The sequence below is a fragment of the Streptomyces sp. CB09001 genome (assembly GCF_003369795.1).
In the GTDB taxonomy this organism is placed as follows: Bacteria; Actinomycetota; Actinomycetes; order Streptomycetales; family Streptomycetaceae; genus Streptomyces.
In genome coordinates, this window is sequence record NZ_CP026730.1 from 5,421,207 (window position 1) to 5,446,039 (window position 24,833).

The following is a 24,833-nucleotide window of genomic DNA, read 5'->3' on the forward strand; positions in this document are numbered from 1 at the left end:
CGTCGAAGCGCTTCGACTCGTTTGTCTTCCGCGTTCCCCTCTCCCGGCCTCCCCCCGCAGTATCGGCCGAACGGCCGCACGAAGGGTGGCTGGGTCGCCCCGGATCGGGTACATACGATCGGGTAGCACCGACTAGTAACGTACGTCCGCAAGTTCGTGCAGGACGAATCGTGGCGAGGTGAGCCTCATGTCCGCACCACCCACCCCCTCTTCTGCTTCTCCCTCTCGGCCAACCGTCACCGAACGTGAGGCCCGCCAGGTCGCGGAGGCGGCCCGGGAACAGGACTGGCGCAAGCCCAGCTTCGCCAAGGAGCTGTTCCTCGGCCGCTTCCGTCTCGACCTCCTCCACCCCCACCCGCTCCCGGCCGACCAGGACGTACAGCGCGGCGAGGAGTTCCTCGCCAAGCTGCGCGACTTCTGCGAGACGAAGATCGACGGGGCGGTGATCGAGCGCGACGCACGGATCCCCGACGACGTGATCACCGGGCTGAAGGAGCTGGGCGCCTTCGGCATGAAGATCGACACCAAGTACGGCGGTCTCGGCCTGACCCAGGTCTACTACAACAAGGCCCTGGCCCTGGTCGGATCCGCGAACCCCGCGATCGGCGCGCTGCTCTCCGCCCACCAGTCGATCGGCGTGCCGCAGCCGCTGAAGATGTTCGGCACCCAGGAGCAGCAGGACACGTTCCTGCCGCGCTGCGCGCGCACCGACATCTCGGCGTTCCTGCTGACCGAGCCGGACGTCGGCTCCGACCCGGCGCGACTGGCCACCACGGCCGTCCGGGACGGCGACGACTACGTCCTCGACGGCGTGAAACTGTGGACCACCAACGGTGTCGTGGCCGACCTGCTCGTGGTCATGGCCCGCGTCCCGAAGCCGGAGGGCGGCAAGGACGCGGAGGGCGGCAGGGGCGGCATCACCGCGTTCGTGGTCGAGGCGGCCTCCGAGGGCATCACGGTGGAGAACCGCAACGCCTTCATGGGCCTGCGCGGCCTGGAGAACGGCGTCACCCGCTTCCACCGCGTCCGCGTCCCGGCGGCCCACCGCATCGGCCCCGAGGGTGCCGGCCTGAAGATCGCCCTGACCACCCTCAACACCGGCCGCCTCTCCCTCCCCGCGATGTGCGTCGGCGCCGGCAAGTGGTGCCTGAAGATCGCCCGCGAGTGGTCGGCGGTGCGCGAGCAGTGGGGCAGGCCGGTCGCGCTGCACGAGGCGGTCGGCGCCAAGATCTCCTTCATCGCGGCGACGACCTTCGCCCTGGAGGCAGTCCTGGACCTCTCCTCCCAGATGGCCGACGAGGACCGCAACGACATCCGCATCGAGGCCGCCCTCGCCAAGCTCTACGGCTCGGAGATGGCCTGCCTGATGGCCGACGAACTGGTCCAGATCCGCGGCGGCCGGGGCTTCGAGACCGCGGCCTCCCTCGAAGCCCGGGGCGAACGCGCGGTCCCCGCCGAGCAACTCCTGCGGGACCTGCGCATCAACCGCATCTTCGAGGGCTCCACCGAGATCATGCACCTGCTGATCGCGCGCGAGGCGGTCGACGCCCACCTCTCGGTCGCCGGCGACCTGATCGACCCCGACAAGACCCTCTCCGACAAGGCGAGGGCGGGCGCGCAGGCCGGCGTCTTCTACGCCAAGTGGCTGCCGAAGCTCGTCGCGGGCCCCGGCCAGCTTCCCCGCTCCTACGCGGACTTCCACCCCTCCGGCCACCGGGACCTCTCCGGGCACCTGCGCTACGTCGAACGCACCGCCCGCAAGCTCGCCCGCTCCACCTTCTACGCCATGTCCCGCTGGCAGGGCCGGATGGAGACCAAGCAGGGCTTCCTTGGCCGGATCGTCGACATCGGAGCGGAGCTGTTCGCGATGAGCGCCGCGTGCGTACGCGCCGAGCACCTGCGCGCCAAGGACGACCACGGCCGCGAGGCCTACCAGCTCGCCGACGCCTTCTGCCGCCAGTCCCGCATCCGCGTCGAGGAACTCTTCGGCCGCCTGTGGAGCAACACCGACGACCTGGACCGCAAGGTCGTCAAGGGCGTGCTGGGCGGCGCGTACGAGTGGCTGGAGCAGGGCGTCGTCGACCCGTCGGGCAACGGCCCGTGGATCGCGGACGCGACACCGGGCCCGTCCCAGCGGGAGAACGTCCGCCGCGCCGTCGGCTGAGCCACGGGCCGCCCGGGCCGCGGGACCGGGCGCCCCGCCGCTCGCGCCGGAGTGGCCGAGGCGGGGCACCGGACACCGGCCCCGGGCGAGGACCGGCGCCCCGCGCCCGGGTGGTGGTGCGCACCGGCCGGGATCCGCCCCGCGCAGCCGGTGCTCACCCACCCGCGCGGATCCCTGTGACACGGCGGCGTCCGCAGGCGCGGGCGCCGTCAGTGACGCTGCGTCCGGTGGGGCAGAGGCGAGCGGTCCGGGCGGTCCGGGCGGCCCGCGGTGGCGGAAGTCGGCCGGAGCTACGCCGGCAGAAGCGGGACGGAGACCCGAGACGGCGGGCCCTCCCGCGGGCGCGCGACACCCGACCGAGGGACGCGCTGTCCTCCTGGAGGGCCGTTGCGGACACAATGGGGGGATGAGCGACAGTCCAGCCCCCCTCGCCGACCCCCACCTCGTCTACGACCCGGTGGCGGGCGACGGCCCGAAGGACGTGGTGATCCTCGGGTCCACCGGGTCGATCGGGACCCAGGCCATCGACCTCGTGCTGCGCAACCCGGACCGCTTCCGGGTCACCGCCCTGTCCGCCAACGGCGGCCGGGTCGCCCTCCTCGCCGAGCAGGCGTACCGGCTGAAGGCGCGGACCGTCGCCGTCGCCCGCGAGGACGTCGTACCGGCGCTCCGGGAGGCGCTCACCGCCCAGTACGGGACGGGCGAGCCGCTCCCCGAGATCCTCGCCGGACCGGAGGCGGCCACCCGGCTCGCCGCCTCCGACTGCCACACCGTGCTCAACGGCATCACCGGCTCCATCGGACTCGCGCCCACCCTCGCCGCCCTGGAGGCGGGCCGCACCCTCGCGCTGGCCAACAAGGAGTCGCTCATCGTCGGCGGCCCGCTGGTCAAGGCGCTGGCCAAGCCGGGCCAGATCATCCCGGTCGACTCCGAGCACGCCGCCCTCTTCCAGGCGCTGGCCGCCGGCACCCGCGCCGACGTGCGCAAGCTGGTCGTCACCGCGTCCGGCGGCCCGTTCCGGGGCCGTACCAGGGACGAGCTGGCGGCGGTCACCGTCGAGGACGCGCTCGCCCACCCCACCTGGGCCATGGGCCCGGTGATCACGATCAACTCCGCGACCCTCGTCAACAAGGGCCTGGAGGTGATCGAGGCCCACCTGCTCTACGACATTCCCTTCGACCGCATTGAGGTGGTCGTGCACCCGCAGTCGTATGTCCACTCGATGGTTGAGTACACGGACGGATCGACGCTGGCCCACGCCACGCCCCCCGACATGGGCGGGCCCATCGCCGTGGGCCTCGGCTGGCCCGAACGCGTCCCCGACGCAGCGCCCGCCTTCGACTGGAGCAAGGCCTCGACCTGGGAGTTCTTCCCGCTGGACAACGAGGCGTTCCCCTCCGTCGACCTGGCCCGGCACGTCGGACGGCTCGCGGGCACGGCCCCGGCGGTGTTCAATGCCGCCAATGAGGAGTGCGTCGAGGCGTTCCGCTCCGGCGCGCTGCCGTTTCTCGGGATCATGGAGACCGTCACGCGGGTGGTCGAGGAGCACGGCTCCCCCGGTACGGGAACCTCGCTCACCGTCGCGGACGTCCTCGAAGCGGAGACCTGGGCACGCGCCCGGGCCCGGCAACTGGCGGCACAGACGGCGGAGGCCCGTGCATGACGACCCTGATGTTCATCCTCGGCATAGTCCTCTTCGCCGTCGGTCTGCTCTTCTCCATCGCCTGGCACGAGCTGGGCCACCTGTCCACGGCCAAGATGTTCGGCATCCGGGTGCCGCAGTACATGGTGGGCTTCGGACCGACGCTCTTCTCCAGGAAGAAGGGCGACACCGAGTACGGGGTCAAGGCCATCCCCTTCGGCGGCTACATCCGCATGATCGGCATGTTCCCGCCCGGCCCCGACGGCCGCATGGAGGCACGCTCCACCTCGCCCTGGCGCGGGATGATAGAGGACGCCCGCTCGGCCGCCTTCGAGGAACTGCAGCCCGGTGACGAGAAGCGCCTCTTCTACACGCGCAAGCCGTGGAAGCGCGTCATCGTGATGTTCGCCGGCCCGTTCATGAACCTGATCCTCGCCGTGGTGCTCTTCCTCACGGTGCTGATGGGCTTCGGTATCTCCCAGCAGACCACCACCGTCAGCTCGGTCTCCCAGTGCGTCATCTCGCAGAGCGAGAACCGCGACGACTGCGCCAAGTCCGACCCGGCCTCCCCGGCCGCGGCGGCGGGCCTGCGGGCCGGGGACAAGATCCTCGCCTTCGACGGCGTACGCACCGACGACTGGGACAGGCTGTCCGACCTGATCCGCGCCAACCCGGGCGAGGACGTGCCGGTCGTCGTCGAGCGCAAGGGCGAGGAGATCACCCTCCACGCGACCATCGCCACCAACAAGGTTGCCAAGAAGGACTCCAACGGACAGATCGTCCAGGGCGAGTACGTCACCGCGGGATTCCTCGGCTTCAGCTCCGCCACCGGCGTGGTGAAACAGGACTTCGGCCAGTCCGTGACCTGGATGGGCGACCGGATCGGCGACGCCGTCGACAACCTCGCCGCCCTGCCCGCCAAGATCCCCGCCCTGTGGGACGCGGCCTTCGGCGACGGACCCCGCGAGGCCGACTCCCCGATGGGCGTCGTCGGCGCGGCCCGCGTCGGCGGCGAGATCGCCACCCTCGACATCCCGCCCACCCAGCAGCTCGCCATGTTCGTCATGCTGGTGGCCGGCTTCAACCTCTCCCTGTTCCTCTTCAACATGCTTCCGCTGCTGCCGCTCGACGGCGGCCACATCGCGGGCGCCCTGTGGGAGTCGCTGCGCCGCGGTACGGCGAAGGTGCTGCGCAGGCCCGACCCCGGGCCCTTCGACGTGGCGAAGCTGATGCCGGTGGCCTACGTGGTGGCGGGCGTCTTCGTCTGCTTCACGCTGCTCGTGCTGGTGGCGGACGTCGTCAACCCGGTCCGCATAACCTGACCACCGGACCGTCCGCCGCACCGCTGCCCGGTCACCCGGTCCACGGACCGTCCGCCGCATCGCGGCCCGGTCACCCGGTCCACGGACCGTCCGACTGATCCGAAGAGAAGCCCGATCCGGAGAGCATGTCCCTCCGGACCGGGCTTCACTCGCCTCACGCCGCAGATGGACGCCATAGGGTGCATCTCCCGTACGCCGCGTACCCGGCGTTCATGTCGGTGCCGTAATCTCGAAGGCCGGAGCCCGCCGCTGAACGGGGCCGGACCTTGATCCACGACTTGGGGTTGCACAGCAGATGACTGCGATTTCTCTCGGCATGCCGGACGTTCCGACCAGGCTCGCGGAGCGCCGCAAGAGCCGGCAGATCCAGGTCGGACCCGTGGCGGTGGGCGGCGACGCCCCCGTGTCGGTGCAGTCCATGACCACCACCCGCACCTCCGACATCGGCGCCACCCTCCAGCAGATCGCCGAGCTGACGGCGTCGGGCTGCCAGATCGTCCGGGTGGCCTGCCCCACCCAGGACGACGCCGACGCGCTGCCCGTCATCGCGAAGAAGTCGCAGATCCCGGTGATCGCGGACATCCACTTCCAGCCCAAGTACGTCTTCGCCGCGATCGAGGCCGGCTGCGCGGCGGTCCGCGTGAACCCGGGCAACATCAAGCAGTTCGACGACAAGGTCAAGGAGATCGCCAAGGCGGCGAAGGACCACGGCACGCCCATCCGCATCGGCGTGAACGCGGGCTCGCTGGACCGCCGCCTGCTCCAGAAGTACGGCAGGGCGACCCCGGAGGCGCTGGCCGAGTCCGCCCTCTGGGAGGCGTCGCTCTTCGAGGAGCACGACTTCCGGGACATCAAGATCTCGGTCAAGCACAACGACCCGGTCGTGATGGTCGAGGCGTACCGCCAGCTCGCCGCCCAGTGCGACTACCCCCTCCACCTCGGCGTGACCGAGGCGGGCCCGGCGTTCCAGGGCACCATCAAGTCGGCGGTCGCCTTCGGCGCGCTCCTCTCCCAGGGCATCGGCGACACCATCCGCGTCTCCCTCTCCGCCCCGCCGGTCGAGGAGATCAAGGTCGGCATCCAGATCCTGGAGTCGCTGAACCTGCGCCAGCGCGGCCTGGAGATCGTCTCCTGCCCGTCCTGCGGCCGCGCCCAGGTCGACGTCTACAAGCTGGCCGAAGAGGTCACCGCCGGTCTGGAAGGCATGGAGGTGCCGCTGCGCGTCGCCGTCATGGGCTGCGTCGTCAACGGCCCCGGCGAGGCCCGCGAGGCCGACCTCGGCGTCGCCTCCGGCAACGGCAAGGGCCAGATCTTCGTCAAGGGCGAGGTCGTCAAGACCGTCCCCGAGTCCAAGATCGTGGAGACCCTCATCGACGAGGCCATGAAGATCGCCGAGCAGATGGAGAAGGACGGCGTGGCCTCCGGCGAACCGTCCGTCGCCGTGGCCGGCTGACCCCTCCCACCACTGCCGCGTCGCCCCAGGGGGGCGGCGCGGCATATTCGCGGCAGGTACAGTGCGGGAACCAGCAGATCTCAGGGTGAGGCCCCCGCACGTGTTGACGCAGACCACCTCCCGCGTGCTCGAACCGAGCGACCTGGACGCCGCGCTCGCCATCCTCGACCGCGACCCGGTCGCGAACGCCTTCGTGACCGCCCGCGTCCAGATCGCCGGTCTCGACCCGTGGCGCCTCGGCGGCGAGATGTGGGGCTGGTACGAGCACGGCATGCTCACCTCCCTGTGCTACGCGGGCGCCAACCTCGTGCCCATCTGCGCCACCCCGCGCGCCGTCCGCGCCTTCGCCGACCGCGCCCGCCGGGCCGGCCGCCGCTGCTCATCGATCGTCGGCCCGGCCGGTCCGACCGCCCAGCTGTGGCGGCTGCTCGAACCGGGCTGGGGACCGGCCCGCGAGGTCCGCACCCACCAACCCCTCATGGTCGCCGACCGCCTCCCCGACGACCTCGCCCCGGACCCCTATGTCCGCCGCGTCCGCAAGGACGAGGTGGACCGGATCATGCCGGCCTGCGTGGCGATGTTCACCGAGGAGGTCGGCATCTCCCCGATGGCCGGCGACGGCGGCCTGCTCTACCAGGCCCGGGTCGCCGAACTCGTCGGCACCGGCCGCTCCTTCGCCCGCTTCGACGCCGACGGCAGGGTCGTCTTCAAGGCCGAGATCGGCGCCGCCACCGACCGCGCCTGCCAGATCCAGGGCGTGTGGGTGGCCCCCGAGTACCGCGGGAAGGGCCTGGCCGCCCCCGGCATGGCGGCGGTCCTGCGCTACGCCCTCGCGGACATCGCCCCGGTGGCGAGCCTCTACGTGAACGACTTCAACACCGCGGCGCGACGGACGTACCTCCGGGTCGGTTTCCAAGAGGTGGGCGCCTTCATGAGCGTCCTGTTCTGAGCCCCCAGCGCACCACCTGCACCAGGCCCCTCGTCCCCACGCCCCTGTAGGCTCCCCGCCATGGACCTCGTGATCGGCCCACTGGACCTCTCCGCGCACGTGGACGAGGCCTTGGCCGTCCAAGCCGCCGCCTTCGGCCTCGGCCCCGACGAGGTGGCCGTCCGCCGTCAGATCGTCCTGCGCCACATGACCCACCCGGGAGCCAGAGCCCTCGGCGCCACCGTCCGGGGCCGTCTCGTCGGCTTCGTCTACGGCATGCCCAACGACCGCACCCACTGGTGGTCCACCGTCGTCGAGCCGTACCTCCGCGCCCAGGGCACCGACGCCTGGCTCGACGACTCCTTCGTCATCACGGAGCTCCACGTCCACCCGGCGCACCAGAACCGCGGCGCGGGCCGCTCCCTGATCACCACCATCACCGACGCCGCCACCGAGCCCCGCTCGATCCTCTCCGCGATCGACACCGAGAGCCCCGCCCGCGGCCTCTACCGTTCACTCGGCTACCAGGACCTCGCCCGCCGGGTCCTCTTCCCCCGCGCCCGCAAGCCGTACGCGGTCATGGGCGCCACCCTCCCCCTGCTGAGGCGCACCCCCGGTCGATAACCGATTTCCACCCCACCGGACCACCCGGCTAACCTCCTAGCACCACCCTTACGCAGCAGGAGACACGAGAACCATGGCCAACGCACCGGTCCAGCGCATGTCGAAGTTGATGGCGAAGACGCTGCGCGACGACCCGGCGGACGCCGAGGTCCTCAGCCACAAGCTGCTGGTCCGCGCCGGCTACGTGCGCCGCACCGCCGCCGGCCTGTGGAGCTGGCTGCCGCTCGGCAAGAAGGTCCTCGGCAACATCGAGCGCATCGTCCGCGAGGAGATGGACGCCATCGGCGCCCAGGAAGTCCAGCTCCCCGCCCTGCTGCCGCGCGAGCCGTACGAGGCCACCGGCCGCTGGGAGGAGTACGGCCCCGAACTCTTCCGCCTCCAGGACCGCAAGGGCGGCGACTACCTCCTCGGCCCCACCCACGAGGAGATCTTCACCCTCCTCGTCAAGGACCAGGCATCCTCCTACAAGGACCTGCCGGTCATCCTCTACCAGATCCAGAACAAGTACCGCGACGAGGCCCGTCCCCGGGCCGGCATCCTGCGGGGCCGCGAGTTCCTCATGAAGGACTCCTACTCCTTCGACGTGGCCGACGAGGGCCTCGCCGAGTCCTACGCCCTGCACCGCGCCGCCTACCAGCGCATCTTCGAACGCCTGGGCCTCGACTACCGCATCGTCGCGGCCACCGCCGGCGCCATGGGCGGCTCCAAGTCCGAGGAGTTCCTGGCCCCCGCGGAGGCCGGCGAGGACACCTTCGCGGACTGCCCGAACTGCGACTACGCCGCCAATACCGAGGCGATCACCTACACCCTCACCCGCACGGACGCCACCGGCACCCCCGCGGCCGAGGACATCGCGACCCCCGACACCCCCACCATCGAGACCCTGGCCGCCTCCCTCGGCGTCGAGGCCTCCGCCACGCTCAAGAACCTCCTGGTCAAGGTGGACGGCGAGATCGTCGCCGTGGGCGTCCCCGGCGACCGCGAGGTCGACATGGACAAGGTCGAGGCCCACTTCGCGCCGGCCGCCGTCGAACTGGTCACCGCCGAGGACTTCGTCGGCCGCCCCGACCTGGTCCGCGGCTACGTCGGCCCGCAGGGCCTGGGCGAGAAGGTCACATACATCGCCGACCCCCGGGTCGCGCCGGGCACCGCGTGGATCACGGGCGCCAACAAGGCCGACACCCACGCCAAGAACGTCGTGGCGGGCCGCGACTTCGAGGTCGACACCTACGTCGACGTCGTGGTCGTCCGCGAGGGCGACCCCTGCCCCAACTGCGGCACCGGCCTCAGGCTGGACCGCGCCATCGAGATCGGCCACATCTTCCAGCTGGGCCGCAAGTACGCCGACGCCCTCAAGCTCGACGTCCTCGGTCAGAACGGCAAGCCGGCCCGCGTCACCATGGGCTCCTACGGCATCGGCGTCTCCCGCGCGGTGGCCGCCCTCGCCGAACAGCACGCCGACGACAAGGGCCTCGTCTGGTCCAAGGAGGTCGCCCCGGCCGACGTCCACGTGGTCGCCGCGGGCAAGGCGCTGCAGACCGAGCTGGCCCTGGAGGTCTCCGACAAGCTGGCCGCGGCCGGCGTCCGCGTCCTGGTGGACGACCGGGCGGGAGTCTCTCCCGGCGTGAAGTTCACCGACGCCGAACTCATCGGCGTCCCCCAGATCCTGGTGGCCGGCCGCCGCTCCGCCGAGGGCGTCGTCGAACTGAAGGACCGCCGCACGGGCGAGCGCGAGGAAGTAACGGTCGAGGAGGCCCTCACCCGCCTCACGAGCTGACGGGCGGCGGTAGGCGGCCCGGGGTGGGTCGCGCGGTCCCGCGTTCCACCCGATGCCCGGTGCGGGTGCGGGCGCGAGGGGAGCGCGGCCCGGCGCAGCGGGCCGTGCCGCCCCAGCGGCACGACTGCCCGCACCGACGGCCGGCGGCGACGCGGCGGGAGCCGCGTACGGCGGAGTGGCGCGCTGAGAGTGGGCGGGCGGCAGCCGCGTACGGCGAGGAGCGGAACGCGGAGCGTTGGCGGCGGCAGCCGCGTACGGCGAGGAGCGGAACGCGGAGAGTGGGCGGCGGCAGCCGCGTACGGCGAGGAGCGGAACCGGAGCGTTGGCGGCGGCAGCCGCGTACGGCGAGGAGCGGAACCGGAGCGTTGGCGGCGGCAGCCGCGTACGGCGAGGAGCGGAACCGGAGCGTTGGCGGCCGCAGCCGCGTACGGCGGGGTGGGGCGCCGGAGAGTGGGCGGGCGGCAGCCGCGTACGGCGAGGAGGGGTCGTGTCGGGGGGTGTCCGCCCGCAGCGGTTGGCGCGTCAACGGAGTTCGCTTCTGTGGCCGACCGATTCCGCGCCGTTCCGAGGACGGACACCCCCCGGCGCGGCCCCGACCCACCCACCGGACAAACGGCGCTACGCGCACCCCCACCGCACCCGCACAGGCGCCGCAGGCACCCGCCCCTCACAACCAGCCCGCGAACTCCAACAACAGCTCCGCGTCCCGCTCACGCCCCACCCGCCGGGCCCGCACCCCCGACTCCACCGCCCGGAACAGCGTCCACCCGCGCAGCCGCTCCTGATCGACCTCAAGCGACTCCGCGAGCCGCTTGATCCGCCGCCGAGTCGTCGACGCCCCCGACGGCTGGGCGATCAGATCCTCCACCCGGTCCCGCACCAGCCGCGCCAGATCGAACGCACTCTCCCCGACCACCGGATCGGGCCCCACCGCCAGCCATGGCATCCGATCCCCGGCGAGTACCTTGCTCTGCCGGAACGTCCCGTGCAGCAGCCGCTGCTCCGACGGCCCGGCCAACAGTTCCGCCCGCGCCGCGAGCGCCGCGTCCACCAACGGCGCCACCTCGGCATCCGCCGCCGCTCCCGCCCGCATCGCCTCCGCCTGCCGCCCGGTCCGCTCGGCCACCGTCTCGAACGGATGAGAGGCGGGCGGCTCCACCCACAGCCGCCGCAGCGTCCCCGCGGCCTCCAACAACGCCTTCGCCTCCGGCAACGACCGCACCGACACGTCCGGATGCAGCCGCTCGAGCAGCAGCACGCCCTCCTCGGCCCCCTCCTCCCGCACCTGCACGGCACCCAGACCGCCCCAGTGCACGAGCGCGGCCCGCTCGCTCTCCGGCCGCGCCCGGCGCGGGGCGAGCTTCAGCACCGCCGGCGCCCCCTCGGCCGTCCGCACCAGCACCACCAGGCTGCTGCGCCCCCCGGGCACCTGCACCCGCTCCACCGCCAACTCGCGCTGCGCCACCGCCCGCCCCGCCACTTCGGGCAGCTTGGCCAACCAGTCGTCACCCTCCGGCGCCGTCTCGCCGAACGCCCTGACCAAACGCCGCGGCGGTTCGAAAGCCATGCGCGAGCCGTTCCCTTCCCGTACGGAAAGCCGTACGCGTTACGCAGTCGGTGAGGCCGTCGCCGGCGCCGTGTCGGAGGCATCCGGAGCGGCACCCCGCCCGGTCGGCGAGCCGACCCGCTCGGCGAGCCCAGGGAAGGCTACGCTCCCGCCCCGCCACCGCACCGCGCGGACCGCCGCCTCGCGCAGCGCCCCGGCCGCCGAGGCCCGCCCGTCGCCCTCGGCCGCCCGCACCAGGTCGGAGTAGACGCCGGCCACCCGGTCCTCCAGCTCGGCCGCCAGCCGCACCGCCGCCGCCGAGTCCGGCACGGAGAAGGGAAGCGTGTACCCGGCCGCAGCGGCGACCGGTTCGCCGCCCAGGTCCCGCACCTCGCGCGCCAGCGCGTCCCGCCGTGCCCGGTGCGCGTCGTACGCCGTCCGCGCCTCGGTACGCCGCTTCTCACCGATCCGCCCGCCGACGACCCCGTAGCCGTACACGGCCGCGTGCTCCGCGGCCAGCGCCGCCTGCAGGGCGCTCAGCCGCCCGTCCTCCGCCTTGCCCACCCGTCAGCCCTCCGTCAGCAGAAACACGTGCGCCGCCCCGGCCGCCGCGACGGAGGCCAGCAGCCGCGCCGACTCACCCGGCACATCGAGCAGCGTCCGGGCCCGCCGATCGGCCAGCTTCCGCTCGGCCCCGGCGAGCAGGGCCAAGGCCCCCTTCTCGTCCGTCGGCACGACATCGGAGCCACCGGACTCATTCGCCGGCCCGGCAGCCCGGACGGAGGCCGAAGGCGATGCCGCCGTACCCGCCGCCGTCCCCGAAGCCGTCGGAGAGGCCGCCGACACCGCGCCGAACGCCTCCGCGTGCCGCACGACCTCCTCACGCAACGGCCGCAGCCGCTCCGCCAGCCCCGGATGTGCCGCGATCACGGCCGCGTACCTCGCGGCCAGTTCCTCACTGTCCCGGGCCGCACGCGCCTGAGCCCGTTCGACAGCGGAGGGCCCGGCCCCCGCCTCGCCGGAGCCCGACCCTCCGGTACAGCCGGCGAGCAGGGCGGCCCCGGCGGCCGACGCGAGCAGGCTCCTTCTGCGCGGCCCCCGAGGCAGGCGCGGCGATGGGGAAAACGACACGGCAGACGTCCTCGACAGGCTCGTACGGAAATGACGACAAGACGACAAAACGACGAAGAACGAGAAGCGGACCAACGATCAACGACAAGCAGACCATCGACGAACGAGACGGAAACCCGCGATCCCACCCGCCCGTGATCACGGTACCCGTGCCCCGCCCGCCCACCACTCACCGGCACCGCCGGACCCGGGTGGACGGCAACACCCCCCGCGACCGGATACCCTTTGACCAGACACGCGCACCGTCCCACAACAGCACACGCGGCCGAGGAGTCACCCGGATGAGCACCACCCAGAGCGAGAGGCTGCGAGAGCTGCTTGAGCCGCTCGTCGCCTCCCAGGGACTGGACCTCGAAGAGATCGCGGTGGACTCGGTCGGCCGCAGGCGTGTGCTGAGCGTGGTCGTGGACTCCGACACCGGAGCGGACCTGGACCGGATCGCCGACGTGAGCCGCGCGCTCTCGGCGAAGCTCGACGAGACCGACGCGATGGGCGACGGGGAGTACACCCTCGAGGTCGGAACCCCCGGCGCGGAGCGCTCCCTCACCGAGCACCGCCACTACGTGCGCGCCACGGACCGCCTGGTCCGGTTCCAGCTGCACGAGGGCGGCGAACTGGTCGCCCGCATCCTCGCCGTGGACGAGGACGGACTCGACCTCGAAGTACCGGGAGTGAAGGGCCGCAAGGCCACCACCCGCAGACTGCCCTTCGGCGACATCGACAAGGCACGCGTCCAGGTCGAGTTCAACCGCAAGGACGCCAAGGACAGCGACAACAAGAACCACGACAACAACGACGACAACAACGACGACAAGAACGACAACAAGACGGAAGAGGAGGAGGCGTAGCCGTGGACATCGACATGAGCGCCCTGCGGGGCTTGGTACGGGAGAAGGAGATCTCCTTCGACCTGCTGGTCGAAGCGATCGAGTCGGCCCTCCTCATCGCCTACCACCGCACCGAGGGAAGCCGCCGCCACGCGCGCGTGGAGCTCGACCGGAACACCGGCCACGTGACCGTGTGGGCGAAGGAGGACCCCGACGACCTCGAGGAGGGCCAGGCGCCCCGCGAGTTCGACGACACCCCGTCCGACTTCGGCCGCATCGCCGCCACCACCGCCAAGCAGGTCATCCTGCAGCGGCTGCGCGACGCCGAGGACGACGCGACGCTCGGCGAGTACGCCGGCCGTGAGGGCGACATCGTCACCGGCGTGGTCCAGCAGGGCCGCGACCCGAAGAACGTGCTGGTGGACATCGGCAAGCTGGAGGCCATCCTGCCGGTGCAGGAGCAGGTGCCCGGCGAGACGTACCCGCACGGCACGCGCCTGCGCTCGTACGTCGTCCGCGTCGCCAAGGGCGTGCGCGGCCCGTCCGTGACGCTGTCGCGCACGCATCCCAACCTGGTGAAGAAGCTCTTCGCCCTCGAGGTGCCGGAGATCGCCGACGGATCCGTCGAGATCTCCGCGATCGCCCGCGAGGCCGGCCACCGCACCAAGATCGCCGTACGCTCCACGCGCTCGGGCCTGAACGCCAAGGGCGCCTGCATCGGCCCCATGGGCGGCCGGGTACGCAACGTCATGGGCGAGCTGAACGGCGAGAAGATCGACATCGTCGACTGGTCGGACGACCCGGCCGAGATGGTGGCGAACGCGCTCTCCCCGGCCCGCGTCTCCAAGGTGGAGGTCGTGGACCTCGCGGCCCGCTCCGCACGCGTGATCGTGCCCGACTACCAGCTGTCGCTGGCCATCGGCAAGGAGGGCCAGAACGCCCGCCTCGCGGCCCGGCTGACCGGCTGGCGGATCGACATCCGCCCGGACACCGAGCAGCCCTCCGACGCCTCGGAGGAGCAGCCGTCCCGCGGTCGCGGGGAATAGATCCAAGCCGCCCGCCGCTGAGATCACGACAGCTTTGCGTGCGGCACGTGTTCGATTCTTGCCCCGAAAGGGTGAGGTCGATCCGGGGAGGTAGACTTAGGAGTGTCTGGCCGGACACGTACCCGGGCATGCCCCGAGCGCACCTGCGTGGGGTGCCGGGAGCGAGCGGTCAAGAGCGCGCTGCTGCGCACCGTGGCGGTCGAGGGTCATTGCACCCCTGATCCACGCGGTACGCTGCCCGGCCGGGGTGCGTACGTCCACCCCGTACCGGTCTGTGTCGACCAGGCGGTGCGCCGCAAGGCGTTTCCGCGGGCGCTCCGCGTCCCGGGACCGCTCGACGTAAAGGCGTTGCGCCACTACGTCGAGCAGGCAGAAGGTTGCGACAAGGCTGCTGAAAGCAGCATGTGAGCAACGTGGTAAGGAAGACATGCCGCGCGGAACCCCGCGCGGCTTGGTACCTCGCGAGTCGAAAGCAGGTCGAGATTGCGATGAGCACTCGATGAGTACGCGATGAGTACGCCCATGAACTAGCGACGGTCCGGACGCAACCCGGACCTCAGAGGAGCGAAGTGGCTAAGGTCCGGGTCTACGAACTCGCCAAGGAGTTCGGTGTCGAGAGCAAGGTCGTCATGGCCAAGCTCCAGGAACTCGGTGAATTCGTCCGTTCGGCGTCTTCGACCATCGAAGCGCCCGTAGTACGCAAGCTGACAGACGCATTCCAGCAGGGTGGCGGCAACGGCCGTTCCGCCGGCCGCCCCGCGGCCCCGAAGAAGGCCGCCCCCAGGCCGGCGGCGCCGTCGCCGGCTGGTCCCTCCCAGGCCGCCAAGGCAGTGGGGGACCGTCCGGCTGCCCCGCGGCCGCCGGCCGCACCCACGGCGCCGGCTGCCCATCAGCCCGCGGCTCCGTCGGCCCCCGCGCCGGCTCCGTCGCAGGGTCCGCGTCCGACGCCGGGCCCCAAGCCCGCGCCGCGTCCGGCCCCGGCCGCGCCGGAGTTCACCGCTCCGCCGGCGGCTCCGGCCGCTCCGTCCACTCCGGCCCCGGCTGCGTCCGGTCCGAAGCCCGGCGGTGCGCGTCCCGGTGCCCCCAAGCCGGGTGGCGCCCGTCCGTCCGGTCCGGGTCAGGACCGCGGCCAGCAGGGTGGCCAGGGCCGTCCCGGCGGCCAGCGTCCCGGTGCCCCGGCACAGCGTCCCGGCGGCCGCCCCGGCGGTCCGCGTCCGGGTAACAACCCCTTCACCTCCGGCGGCAACGCCGGCATGGCGCGCCCGCAGGCGCCCCGTCCGCAGGGCGGGCCCCGCCCGGGTGGTCCCGGTGGTGCTCCCGGCGGCGGTCCCCGTCCGCAGGGCGCCGGCGGCCAGGGCGGCGGTCCCCGTCCCCAGGCCCCGGGCGGCAACCGTCCGAGCCCGGGCTCGATGCCGCGTCCGCAGGGCGGCGGCGCCGGTCCCCGTCCCGGCGGCGGACCGCGTCCGAACCCCGGCATGATGCCGCAGCGTCCGGCTGCCGGCCCGCGTCCCGGCCCTGGTGGCGGCGGTCGCGGACCCGGCGGTGCCGGTCGTCCCGGCGGTGGCGGTCGCCCCGGTGGCGGCGGCGGCTTCGCCGGTCGTCCCGGCGGTGGCGGCGGTGGCGGTCGTCCCGGTGGCGGCGGCGGCTTCGCCGGTCGTCCCGGCGGTGGCGGCGGCTTCGGCGGCGGCGGTGGCCGTCCCGGCTTCGGCGGTCGTCCCGGCGGTCCCGGTGGCCGTGGTGGCACGCAGGGCGCCTTCGGTCGTCCCGGCGGTCCCGCGCGTCGCGGTCGCAAGTCGAAGCGGCAGAGGCGCCAGGAGTACGAGGCCATGCAGGCCCCGTCGGTCGGCGGCGTGATGCTGCCTCGCGGCAACGGCGAGACCATTCGCCTGTCGCGCGGTGCGTCGCTCACCGACTTCGCGGAGAAGATCAACGCCAACCCGGCGTCGCTCGTCGCGGTCATGATGAACCTCGGCGAGATGGTCACCGCGACCCAGTCCGTCTCCGACGAGACGCTCCAGCTCCTCGCCGGCGAGATGAACTACACGGTTCAGATCGTCAGCCCGGAGGAGGAGGACCGCGAGCTGCTCGAGTCCTTCGACCTGGAGTTCGGCGAGGACGAGGGCTCCGAGGAGGACCTGGTCGTCCGTCCGCCGGTCGTGACCGTCATGGGTCACGTCGACCACGGAAAGACCCGACTGCTCGACGCCATCCGCAAGACGAACGTCATCGCGGGCGAGGCCGGCGGCATCACCCAGCACATCGGTGCCTACCAGGTCGCGACCGAGGTCAACGACGAAGAGCGCAAGATCACCTTCATCGACACCCCGGGTCACGAGGCGTTCACCGCCATGCGTGCCCGTGGTGCCCGGTCGACCGACATCGCGATCCTGGTCGTCGCGGCCAACGACGGCGTCATGCCGCAGACGGTTGAGGCGCTCAACCACGCCAAGGCGGCCGACGTCCCGATCGTCGTCGCGGTCAACAAGATCGACGTCGAGGGCGCCGACCCGACCAAGGTGCGCGGTCAGCTGACCGAGTACGGCCTGGTGGCCGAGGAGTACGGCGGCGACACCATGTTCGTCGACATCTCCGCCAAGCAGGGTCTGCACATCGACTCCCTGCTGGAGGCCGTGGTCCTCACCGCGGACGCCTCGCTCGACCTGCGGGCCAACCCGGTCCAGGACGCGCAGGGCATCTCGATCGAGTCCCGTCTCGATCGCGGCCGCGGTGCCGTGGCGACGGTCCTCGTGCAGCGAGGCACCCTGCGGGTCGGCGACACGATGGTGGTGGGCGACGCCTACGGCCGCGTCCGCGCCATGCTCGACGACAACGGCAACAACGTCGCCGAGGCGGGTCCGTCCACGCCGGTCCAGGTGCTGGGTCTGACCAACGTCCCGGGCGCCGGTGACAACTTCATCGTGGTCGAGGAGGACCGTACGGCCCGCCAGATCGCGGAGAAGCGCGCCGCCCGCGAGCGCAACGCCGCGTTCGCCAAGCGCACGCGCCGCGTGTCGCTGGAGGACCTGGACAAGGTGCTGAAGGCCGGCGAGGTCCAGCAGCTCAACCTGATCATCAAGGGCGACGCGTCCGGATCGGTCGAGGCGCTGGAATCCTCCCTGCTCCAGCTGGACGTCGGCGAAGAGGTCGACATCCGCGTCCTGCACCGCGGCGTCGGTGCGGTCACGGAGTCCGACATCGACCTGGCGATGGGCTCCGACGCCATCGTGATCGGCTTCAACGTGCGCGCCGCCGGGCGTGCCGCGCAGATGGCCGAGCGCGAGGGTGTGGACGTCCGGTACTACTCGGTCATCTACCAGGCGATCGAGGAGATCGAGGCGGCCCTCAAGGGCATGCTCAAGCCGGAGTACGAAGAGGTCGAGCTGGGCACGGCGGAGATCCGCGAGGTCTTCCGCTCCTCCAAGCTGGGCAACATCGCGGGTGTTCTCATCCGCTCCGGCGAGGTCAAGCGCAACACCAAGGCGCGCCTCCTGCGCGATGGCAAGGTCATCGCGGAGAACCTCAACATCGAGGGTCTGCGTCGCTTCAAGGACGACGTCACCGAGATCCGCGAAGGCTTCGAGGGCGGTATCAACCTCGGAAACTTCAACGACATCAAGGTCGACGACGTCATCGCGACGTACGAGATGCGCGAGAAGCCGCGGGTGTAGGTACCGCGTCTTCCGGGAGTGACCGGTCCGGGGCCGGTCGGCGGAGCACAATATCCGTCGATCGGCCCCGGCCGTTCGTTGTACGGTTCTGATGCCCCCGCCCGTGAACGGCGGGGTCATCGATCCCGGACCGGCGGGTGAACCGGTTGTACATGTATGTGGGGACGCTGTCCTTCGACCTCCTCCTCGGCGACGTACATTCGCTGAAGGAGAAGCGCTCCGTCGTCCGCCCGATCGTCGCCGAACTCCAGCGGAAGTACGGGGTGAGCGCGGCGGAGGTGGAGCACATGAACCTCCATCGCCGGGCCGTCGTCGGCCTGGCCCTGGTGTCCGGCGACGCGGGCCACCTGAGCGACGTGCTCGACCGGTGCGAGCGGCTGGTGGCCGGCCGTCCCGAGGTGGAACTGCTGTCGGTGAGGCGGCGCTTCCACGGCGACGACGACTGACCGGATCGGGCAGAAGACCGGATCGACCGGATCGGGCAAGAGAAGCCGGATCGGGCAAGAGAAGAAAGAACGGGAGACGGACCAGTGGCCGACAACGCGCGGGCGAAAAGGCTGGCGGACCTCATCCGAGAGGTGGTGGCCCAGAAGCTGCAGCGCGGGATCAAGGACCCGCGGCTCGGCTCACACGTCACCATCACGGACACGCGGGTCACCGGTGACCTGCGGGAGGCGACCGTCTTCTACACGGTCTACGGGGACGACGAGGAGCGGAAGGCCGCCACGGCGGGCCTGGAGAGCGCCAAGGGCATCCTGCGCTCCGAGGTGGGCAAGGCGGCCGGCGTGAAGTTCACGCCCACCCTGACCTTCGTCATGGACGCCCTTCCGGACACCGCCCGCAACATCGAGGACCTCCTCGACAAGGCGCGGCAGTCCGACGAGAAGGTGCGCGAGGCGTCCGCGGGCGCCGCCTACGCCGGGGAGGCGGACCCGTACCGCAAGCCGGGCGAGGACGAGACCGACACCGAAGGCGCCGTCGAGGCCGACGAGACGGACGACACCGCTAAATGACCGACAAGCACACCACGCCCGACGGCCTTGTCATCGTCGACAAGCCGTCGGGCTTCACTTCGCACGACGTCGTCGCCAAGATGCGGGGCATCGCCCGCACCCGGCGCGTCGGGCACGCCGGCACGCTCGACCCGATGGCGACGGGCGTCCTGGTCCTCGGTGTGGAGCGGGCGACCAAGCTCCTCGGGCACCTCGCCCTCACCGAGAAGGAGTACCTGGGCACGATCAGGCTCGGGCAGACGACGCTGACCGACGACGCCGAGGGCGAGATCACGGGGTCGCGGGACGCCTCGAAGGTCACCCGGGAGGCGATCGACGCCGGTGTCGCCGAGCTGAGCGGCGCCATCATGCAGGTGCCGTCCAAGGTCAGCGCCATCAAGATCAAGGGCGTGCGCTCCTACAAACGGGCCCGCGAGGGCGAGGAGTTCGAGATCCCCGCCCGCCCCGTCACCGTCTCCTCCTTCGCGGTGTACGACGTCCGGGACGCCGTCGCCGACGACGGCACCCCGGTGGTGGACCTGGTGGTCTCGGTGACCTGCTCGTCCGGCACCTACATCCGGGCGCTGGCCCGCGACCTGGGCGCCGGACTCGGCGTCGGCGGGCATCTCACGGCGCTGCGCCGCACCCGCGTCGGGCCGTACAAGCTGGACGGCGCCCGGACCCTGGAGCAGCTCCAGCAGGAGCTCACCGTCATGCCCGTCGCGGACGCGGCGGGCGCCGCCTTCCCGCGCTGGGCGGTGGACGCCAGGCGGGCCAGGCTGCTCACCAACGGCGTACGGCTGGAGATGCCCGAGGAGTACACGGGCGTCGGTGCCGTCGCCGTCTTCGATCCCGAGGGGCGCCTCCTCGCCCTCGTGGAGGAGCACAAGGGCAAGGCGAAGAGCCTGGCCGTCTTCGGCTGAGCCCACACCGTCGGGTCCGCCCGTGGAGCGGCGCACACGGGGACTGCCACTGTCGCCGCTCCACGGTCCCCCCTCGGTTCCCCCACCCCCTAGGTTGTATCCAACCCACCCCTTCTGTTCACCCGTCCGGGCAGGCGCTCGGAGTGAACCGGGGGAGTGGAAGGGGGCGCGTTCGCCGGAGGCTCTGTCCCGCTGATCATCACGCGCCTACCGTCGAACACACAGCACGGGTGTACGGCGGGGAGGTTCGACGATGACGTCGCGGAACCGGTCCCGGGAGGCGACGGGCGGCAGGGCGGGGGAGCGGCCCGGGGACGGCTCCCGGGAGGCGCGAGGCGGGCTCCCGGCCGTCCGGGGGGTTGACCCGGCGGAGCACGCCGCAGCCGACGCCGCCCTGATCCGTGTCCACGACCTCGCCGGCCGCCCACGCGGCACGGGATTCGTCGCCGACCACCACGGCACGGTGCTCACCAGCCACGAAGCGGTGGACGGCCTGTCCCGGCTGGTCCTGAGCACCGCCGGAGGCCGCCGCCGTGTCGTGGCCGCCGCCGACGTCGTCCCGTTGCCCGCCCTCGGCCTGGCCCTCGTGCGCACCGAGGGCCTCGGCGCCGCCCCGCTGCCCCTGAGCACGCGGGACCGCGTCGAGGCCGGGACCTACGTCCGGATCGCCGCCGGGGGCTGGCGCGAGGCCCGGGTCCTGGGCGCCACCGACGTCACCTACACCGCCACCGACCGCTTCCACCTCCTCGGCGACGCCCTCGAGCTGGCCATCGGCACCTGCGGGCGCGACGCGCTGCGGCTGGGCGGGGGAGCGGCCGGCGGGCCCGTGCTCGACGTGGCGACCGGCGCCGTCCTCGGCGTCCTCGGCACCGCCCTCAGCTCCGGCCACAGCGACGTCGGATTCGCCGTGCCGCTGCGCCGCACGGCCACCGGCCCGCTCGCCGACCTCCTCGCCGAGAACGCGGCGACGGTCCCGGCGTACGGCGCCGACCTCAACCTGGCCGGTGTGCTCGCCCTGACGGCGACCTCGGTCACGGAGGCCGGACCCGGCGCCCGCGAACCGGTCGAACGGGCTGGGGTGACGCGCGAGTTCGCCGCCTTCGCCGCGAGCGGCACCCGGATCCTGGGCCTGGTCGGCGCCCCGGGCAGCGGCCGTACGACCGAGCTGGCGGCCCTCGCCGCACGCCGTTCCGGGGGACCCGCAGCGGCCCCCACGCTGTGGCTCCGCGGGGCCGATCTGCACGACGAGGACATGTCGCTGGCGGACGCGGCGCGGCGGACGCTGGCCCGGGCCGCCCGCATCGTCGCCGCCCCGGACCCGGACCGCCCGGGCCCCGTCGGCCTCGGCGACGTCACCCCCGAACGCCTCGCCCACCTGGCCCGCACCGCCGGACGACCCCTCCTGGTCGTCCTGGACGGCCCGGAGGAGATGCCGCCCGTCCTGGCTCACCGCCTCCCCGAGTGGACCGAGGGCACGACCGCCTGGCTGCGGGAGACGGGCACCCGACTCGTGGTGGCCTGCCGCGCGGAGTACTGGGAGCACGCGGGAGCGGAGTTCCCGGGGGAGCTGCTGTACGGACCCGACTCCGGGGTGTCGCCGTCCGGCCCGGCGGGCGCGGCGCGGCCACCCAGGTGGGCGGGGGACGTCCCGTCGCCCAGGGTGTCCACCGGTTCGGGGTCCTGGCCTGGTCCGGGTGGTGCGGTGTGGGCGGCGGACGGTGCGGTGCCGTCCGGGGGAGCGGTCGCCGTGCCGGGGTCGGGGACTGCCGGGGGTGTGCCGACGCCCGGGGCGAGTGGCGGGACGTGTGGGTCGGGGGCGGCCGGTGGCGTCTCTTCGCCCGGGGCGGGTCCGCGGGAGCCGGGGTCGGGGACTGTCGGGGGTGTGCCGACGCCCGGGGTGAGTGGTGGGACGTGTGGGTCGGGGGCGGCCGGTGGCGTCTCTTCGCCCGGGGCGGGTCCGCGGGAGCCGGGGTCGGGGACTGTCGGGGGTGTGCCGACGCCCGGGGTGAGTGGTGGGACGTGTGGGTCGGGGGCGGCCGGTGGCGTCTCTTCGCCCGGGGCGGGTCCGCGGGAGCCGGGGTCGGGGACTGTCGGGGGTGTGCCGACGCCCGGGGTGAGTGGTGGGACGTGTGGGTCGGGGGCGGCCGGTGGCGTCTCTTCGCCCGGGGCGGGTCCGCGGGAGCCGGGGTCGGGGACTGTCGGGGGTGTGCCGAGGCCCGGGGTGAGTGGTGGGACGTGTGGGTCGGGGGCGGCCGGTGGCGTCTCTTCGCCCGGGGCCGGTCCGCGGGAGCCGGGGTCGGGGGCTGTTGGGGGCGGTCCGGCGCTCGGGGCGGGTGGTGGGACGTCCGGCGGGGCGGCTTGGCCGCGTCGCACCGTCGGCACCACCGTCGGCACCACCACCGGCACCACCGTCGGACCGGGCCCGGCGCCCGGGACGGCCGCAAGCCCGGCGCGCGGGACGGCCGCAAGCCCGGCGCCCGCGACGGCCGCAGACCCGTCGGGCGGGACGGAAGCCGTCGAAGGCGGACCGGCGTCCGCCCCGCGGGTGACAGTGGGCGCCCGGGGTCGCGGGTACGCCGGGCTCCCGCCCTGCGTCCGGCTCGGTGACCTGCGCGACGACGAGGCCCGGGAGGCGCGCGCCCGCCACGGCGTGCCGGAAGGCGCCCTGGCGGACCCGGACGCCGGGCACCCCCTCACGATCCGCCTGCTCTCGGAGGTCCAGGCCGCCCTCCCCGACCCCCCGGCCCCCGTGCCCGTCGCCCGGGACGCGGTCTTCACGGCGTACCTGGACCTGATGTGCCTGCGCGTCGCCACCCGCCTGGCCGGGGAGAACGGCCTGCACGGCACCGCCGTACGCCGACTGGCCGCGAAGGTCTCCGGGCAGGTCCACGAGGCCGCCCGGCGCAGTCTCGGACCCGGGCAGGGCGGACTGGACCGGGAGTCCTTCGAGGCGCTGTTCCCGTGCGGACCGGCCCCGGCCCGGCTGGGCGGCGGCACCGGCTGGGCACCGGCCGTGCTCGCCGAGGGCCTCTTCGTACCCGCGGGCAGCGGCTACCGCTTCGCGCACGAGGAGCTCGCCGATTGGATCCAGGGCACCCACCTCGACCTGGACGAGGCCCTGCGCGCCCTCGTCCACCGGCGCGACGCCCCGCTCGGCACCCACACCCTCCCCGTCCCGCACCACCGCATCGGCTCCGTCGTCGAGGCGCTCCTGCTCCTCGCCCGCCAGCACGGCGTCCCCCAGCTGGCCCTGACCCTGGAGGAGCTGGTGCACGCCCTCGACCTCGACCCGCACTCCTGGTGGGCGGCGAGGCTGCTCGCCGAGGCGCTGACCCGCGTACCCGACGCGGCGCCGTACACCGACGTGCTGCGGCTGCTCGCCGACGGCATCGCGGAGCGGGGAGGGGACGGAGAGCCGACCCCCCAGGTCTTCGGGCCCGGTTTCTGGACGGCGCTGCGTGTCCCGGAGGCCACCCGCCTGGACCTGCTGCGCCGCCTCGTTCTCGCGGACGGCCCGCCGCACGCGCCCGGTCCCCGCCACCTGGACACCGTGGCCGCGCTGCTCACCGCCGACCCCACGACCGTACAGCCGCTGCTCGTCCGCTGGTTCGACGACGAACGGCCGCTGCCCGCTACCCCGCACGCCACCGTCGCGACGGCCGCGCAGGCGCTGCTGCACACCCACCGCCACCGCGGCCTGGACGGACTCACCGAGGTGCTCGTCGACTGCACGCACCGACGCGCCGACGAACTGCTCGCCGTCCTGGCCGAGGAGGAGCCGTCCGCGCTCTGCCGCGCGGTGGAGCGGTGGGCGCGCACCGAGCGGCCCGCGCGGCAGCGCGCGGCGGTCACCCACGGCCTGCGCACCGCCCCGCACGCACGTACCGGCGCCGACCGCACCCTGCTCCGCCACGCCGCCCTGGTGCTGCTCGCCGGACCCTCCGACAGCCCGCTGCGCGGCGGTGCACTCGCCCTGCTCGTCCAGGACCCGGACTGCCGCGACCGCCACCTCCCCAGAGCCCTCGACCTCTTCGCCGCCTGCGATCCGTACCTTCCACCCAGCGCGGTGGCCGCCGCCCTGCCGACCCACCCCGAGCCCGTCCTCGAAGCCTTCCGGGCCCGGCTGCTCGGCCCGGACGCCGGTGAGGCGCTGCGCAGGCTCGCCGACGCCACCACGCCCCCGCTGACCCTCCGGGTGGCCGCCCTCGTCGCCCGGACCGTGACCGAGCGCCCCGAGACCGCCGGACACCTGGCCGCCTACGTCGACCGGCGCCTCGACCGGGACCCGGCACCCCGCGCCGTACTCCTCCCCCTGGTCACCCGCCTCCTCGACGACGGCCCCGAGCCGGCGCGGGCCGCGCTCGCCGGAGTCCTCGCCGCCGACGGGGCAACGGCCAGCGCCCCGCTCCGCCGCGAACTGCGGGAACACCTCTTCGCCCACGAACACGAACCCGCCGTCCTGGACGCACTGCTGCACGCCGCCGCCCGGTGCGACGGAGAGGAGCTGCGGGCCCTCGTGCACCGCACCGGGCGGCTCCTCGTCCGCACCCCCGAGGGCGCCACCCGCTTCGACCGCGGCCTCGTCGACCTGGCCCGGCACCTCCCGGGATTCGCCCCCCGGCTGACCGGCTGGCTCACCGACGCGCCCGAGGACTGGGCCGCGCTGGTGGGCCCCAGCACCCGCCGCACGATCGAGCATCTCGCGGGCGCCCGCGTCCCCGCCTGACCCGCCCGCGCGCGGCGTGGGGTGCACCCGGTCACAGCACCGATGCCGATGCCGACCGGAGCCG

At 73.1% G+C, this 24,833-nt stretch carries 18 protein-coding genes; 15 read left to right on the forward strand and 3 right to left on the reverse strand.

The annotated features are described in order from the left end of the window. Positions 1-187 precede the first annotated feature (187 nt). The 7 genes from C4J65_RS25375 (at position 188) to C4J65_RS25405 (ending at position 9,910) form a co-directional block, all read left to right on the forward strand. A complete protein-coding gene (locus C4J65_RS25375) occupies positions 188-2,164 on the forward strand; it encodes an acyl-CoA dehydrogenase family protein (protein ID WP_115744465.1) in 1,977 nt (658 codons plus the stop codon). Between the two features lie 406 nt (positions 2,165-2,570). Continuing rightward, the gene (gene dxr, locus C4J65_RS25380) at positions 2,571-3,827 is read left to right on the forward strand and encodes a 1-deoxy-D-xylulose-5-phosphate reductoisomerase (RefSeq protein ID WP_115744466.1); all 1,257 of its coding nucleotides are present in this window, start codon (positions 2,571-2,573) and stop codon (positions 3,825-3,827) included. Positions 3,828-3,835: 8 nt separating this feature from the next. Then, positions 3,836-5,128: a site-2 protease family protein gene (locus C4J65_RS25385; protein WP_115746621.1), complete on the forward strand. Its 1,293-nt coding sequence runs from the start codon at positions 3,836-3,838 to the stop codon at positions 5,126-5,128. A 295-nt stretch (positions 5,129-5,423) separates the two neighbouring features. Further along, positions 5,424-6,581 (forward strand): flavodoxin-dependent (E)-4-hydroxy-3-methylbut-2-enyl-diphosphate synthase, encoded by a 1,158-nt coding sequence (gene ispG / locus C4J65_RS25390; RefSeq protein ID WP_115744467.1) that lies wholly within the window; start codon positions 5,424-5,426, stop codon positions 6,579-6,581. Positions 6,582-6,681: 100 nt separating this feature from the next. Continuing rightward, positions 6,682-7,530, forward strand: coding sequence for a GNAT family N-acetyltransferase (locus C4J65_RS25395; protein ID WP_162833350.1), 849 nt, complete (start codon positions 6,682-6,684; stop codon positions 7,528-7,530). 60 nt (positions 7,531-7,590) lie between these two features. Further along, a complete protein-coding gene (locus tag C4J65_RS25400) occupies positions 7,591-8,133 on the forward strand; it encodes a GNAT family N-acetyltransferase (RefSeq protein WP_115744469.1) in 543 nt (180 codons plus the stop codon). A gap of 73 nt (positions 8,134-8,206) precedes the next feature. Continuing rightward, entirely contained in the window at positions 8,207-9,910 is a 1,704-nt protein-coding gene (locus C4J65_RS25405; protein ID WP_115744470.1) for a proline--tRNA ligase, read from the forward strand. Positions 9,911-10,577: 667 nt separating this feature from the next. Here C4J65_RS25405 and C4J65_RS25415 read toward each other — a convergent pair. The 3 genes from C4J65_RS25415 to C4J65_RS25425 are packed head-to-tail and all read right to left on the reverse strand — an operon-like array spanning position 10,578 to position 12,587. Next, positions 10,578-11,477, reverse strand: a complete 900-nt coding sequence (locus C4J65_RS25415; protein ID WP_115744471.1) for an aminoglycoside phosphotransferase family protein — start codon at positions 11,475-11,477, stop codon at positions 10,578-10,580. A 39-nt stretch (positions 11,478-11,516) separates the two neighbouring features. Beyond that, complete coding sequence (locus C4J65_RS25420; RefSeq protein ID WP_115744472.1) at positions 11,517-12,020, reverse strand: ferritin-like domain-containing protein; 504 nt, start codon at positions 12,018-12,020, stop codon at positions 11,517-11,519. A 3-nt stretch (positions 12,021-12,023) separates the two neighbouring features. After that, positions 12,024-12,587: a hypothetical protein gene (locus C4J65_RS25425; RefSeq protein ID WP_115744473.1), complete on the reverse strand. Its 564-nt coding sequence runs from the start codon at positions 12,585-12,587 to the stop codon at positions 12,024-12,026. Positions 12,588-12,868: 281 nt separating this feature from the next. On the opposite strand from C4J65_RS25425, the gene rimP reads away from it, so the two are divergent. From rimP to C4J65_RS25465, 8 genes are all read left to right on the forward strand, one after another. Then, positions 12,869-13,435, forward strand: a complete 567-nt coding sequence (rimP, locus tag C4J65_RS25430; RefSeq protein ID WP_115744474.1) for a ribosome maturation factor RimP — start codon at positions 12,869-12,871, stop codon at positions 13,433-13,435. 2 nt (positions 13,436-13,437) lie between these two features. After that, a complete protein-coding gene (gene nusA, locus C4J65_RS25435; protein ID WP_115744475.1) occupies positions 13,438-14,460 on the forward strand; it encodes a transcription termination factor NusA in 1,023 nt (340 codons plus the stop codon). Between the two features lie 102 nt (positions 14,461-14,562). Next, a complete protein-coding gene (locus C4J65_RS25440) occupies positions 14,563-14,868 on the forward strand; it encodes a YlxR family RNase P modulator (RefSeq protein WP_115744476.1) in 306 nt (101 codons plus the stop codon). Between the two features lie 161 nt (positions 14,869-15,029). Beyond that, on the forward strand, positions 15,030-18,128 hold the full coding sequence (infB, locus tag C4J65_RS25445) for a translation initiation factor IF-2 (RefSeq protein WP_115744477.1): 3,099 nt from the start codon (positions 15,030-15,032) through the stop codon (positions 18,126-18,128). A 152-nt stretch (positions 18,129-18,280) separates the two neighbouring features. Next, positions 18,281-18,574 (forward strand): DUF503 domain-containing protein, encoded by a 294-nt coding sequence (locus C4J65_RS25450; RefSeq protein WP_115746622.1) that lies wholly within the window; start codon positions 18,281-18,283, stop codon positions 18,572-18,574. A gap of 84 nt (positions 18,575-18,658) precedes the next feature. After that, positions 18,659-19,141: a 30S ribosome-binding factor RbfA gene (gene rbfA, locus C4J65_RS25455; protein ID WP_115744478.1), complete on the forward strand. Its 483-nt coding sequence runs from the start codon at positions 18,659-18,661 to the stop codon at positions 19,139-19,141. Beyond that, a complete protein-coding gene (gene truB, locus C4J65_RS25460) occupies positions 19,138-20,043 on the forward strand; it encodes a tRNA pseudouridine(55) synthase TruB (protein ID WP_115744479.1) in 906 nt (301 codons plus the stop codon). The genes rbfA and truB overlap by 4 nt, the downstream gene beginning before the upstream one ends. 253 nt (positions 20,044-20,296) lie before the next feature. Then, entirely contained in the window at positions 20,297-24,769 is a 4,473-nt protein-coding gene (locus tag C4J65_RS25465) for a hypothetical protein (RefSeq protein ID WP_162833351.1), read from the forward strand. The last annotated feature ends 64 nt before the right edge of the window (positions 24,770-24,833 follow it).

Coding starts and splice junctions, on each gene's coding strand:
- C4J65_RS25375 (WP_115744465.1), top strand. CDS start 188: ATGTCCGCACCACCCACCCCCTCTTCTGCTTCTCCCTCTCGGCCAACC.
- dxr (WP_115744466.1), top strand. CDS start 2,571: ATGAGCGACAGTCCAGCCCCCCTCGCCGACCCCCACCTCGTCTACGAC.
- C4J65_RS25385 (WP_115746621.1), top strand. CDS start 3,836: ATGTTCATCCTCGGCATAGTCCTCTTCGCCGTCGGTCTGCTCTTCTCC.
- ispG (WP_115744467.1), top strand. CDS start 5,424: ATGACTGCGATTTCTCTCGGCATGCCGGACGTTCCGACCAGGCTCGCG.
- C4J65_RS25400 (WP_115744469.1), top strand. CDS start 7,591: ATGGACCTCGTGATCGGCCCACTGGACCTCTCCGCGCACGTGGACGAG.
- C4J65_RS25405 (WP_115744470.1), top strand. CDS start 8,207: ATGGCCAACGCACCGGTCCAGCGCATGTCGAAGTTGATGGCGAAGACG.
- C4J65_RS25415 (WP_115744471.1), bottom strand. CDS start 11,477: ATGGCTTTCGAACCGCCGCGGCGTTTGGTCAGGGCGTTCGGCGAGACG.
- rimP (WP_115744474.1), top strand. CDS start 12,869: ATGAGCACCACCCAGAGCGAGAGGCTGCGAGAGCTGCTTGAGCCGCTC.
- C4J65_RS25450 (WP_115746622.1), top strand. CDS start 18,281: ATGTATGTGGGGACGCTGTCCTTCGACCTCCTCCTCGGCGACGTACAT.
- truB (WP_115744479.1), top strand. CDS start 19,138: ATGACCGACAAGCACACCACGCCCGACGGCCTTGTCATCGTCGACAAG.
- C4J65_RS25465 (WP_162833351.1), top strand. CDS start 20,297: ATGACGTCGCGGAACCGGTCCCGGGAGGCGACGGGCGGCAGGGCGGGG.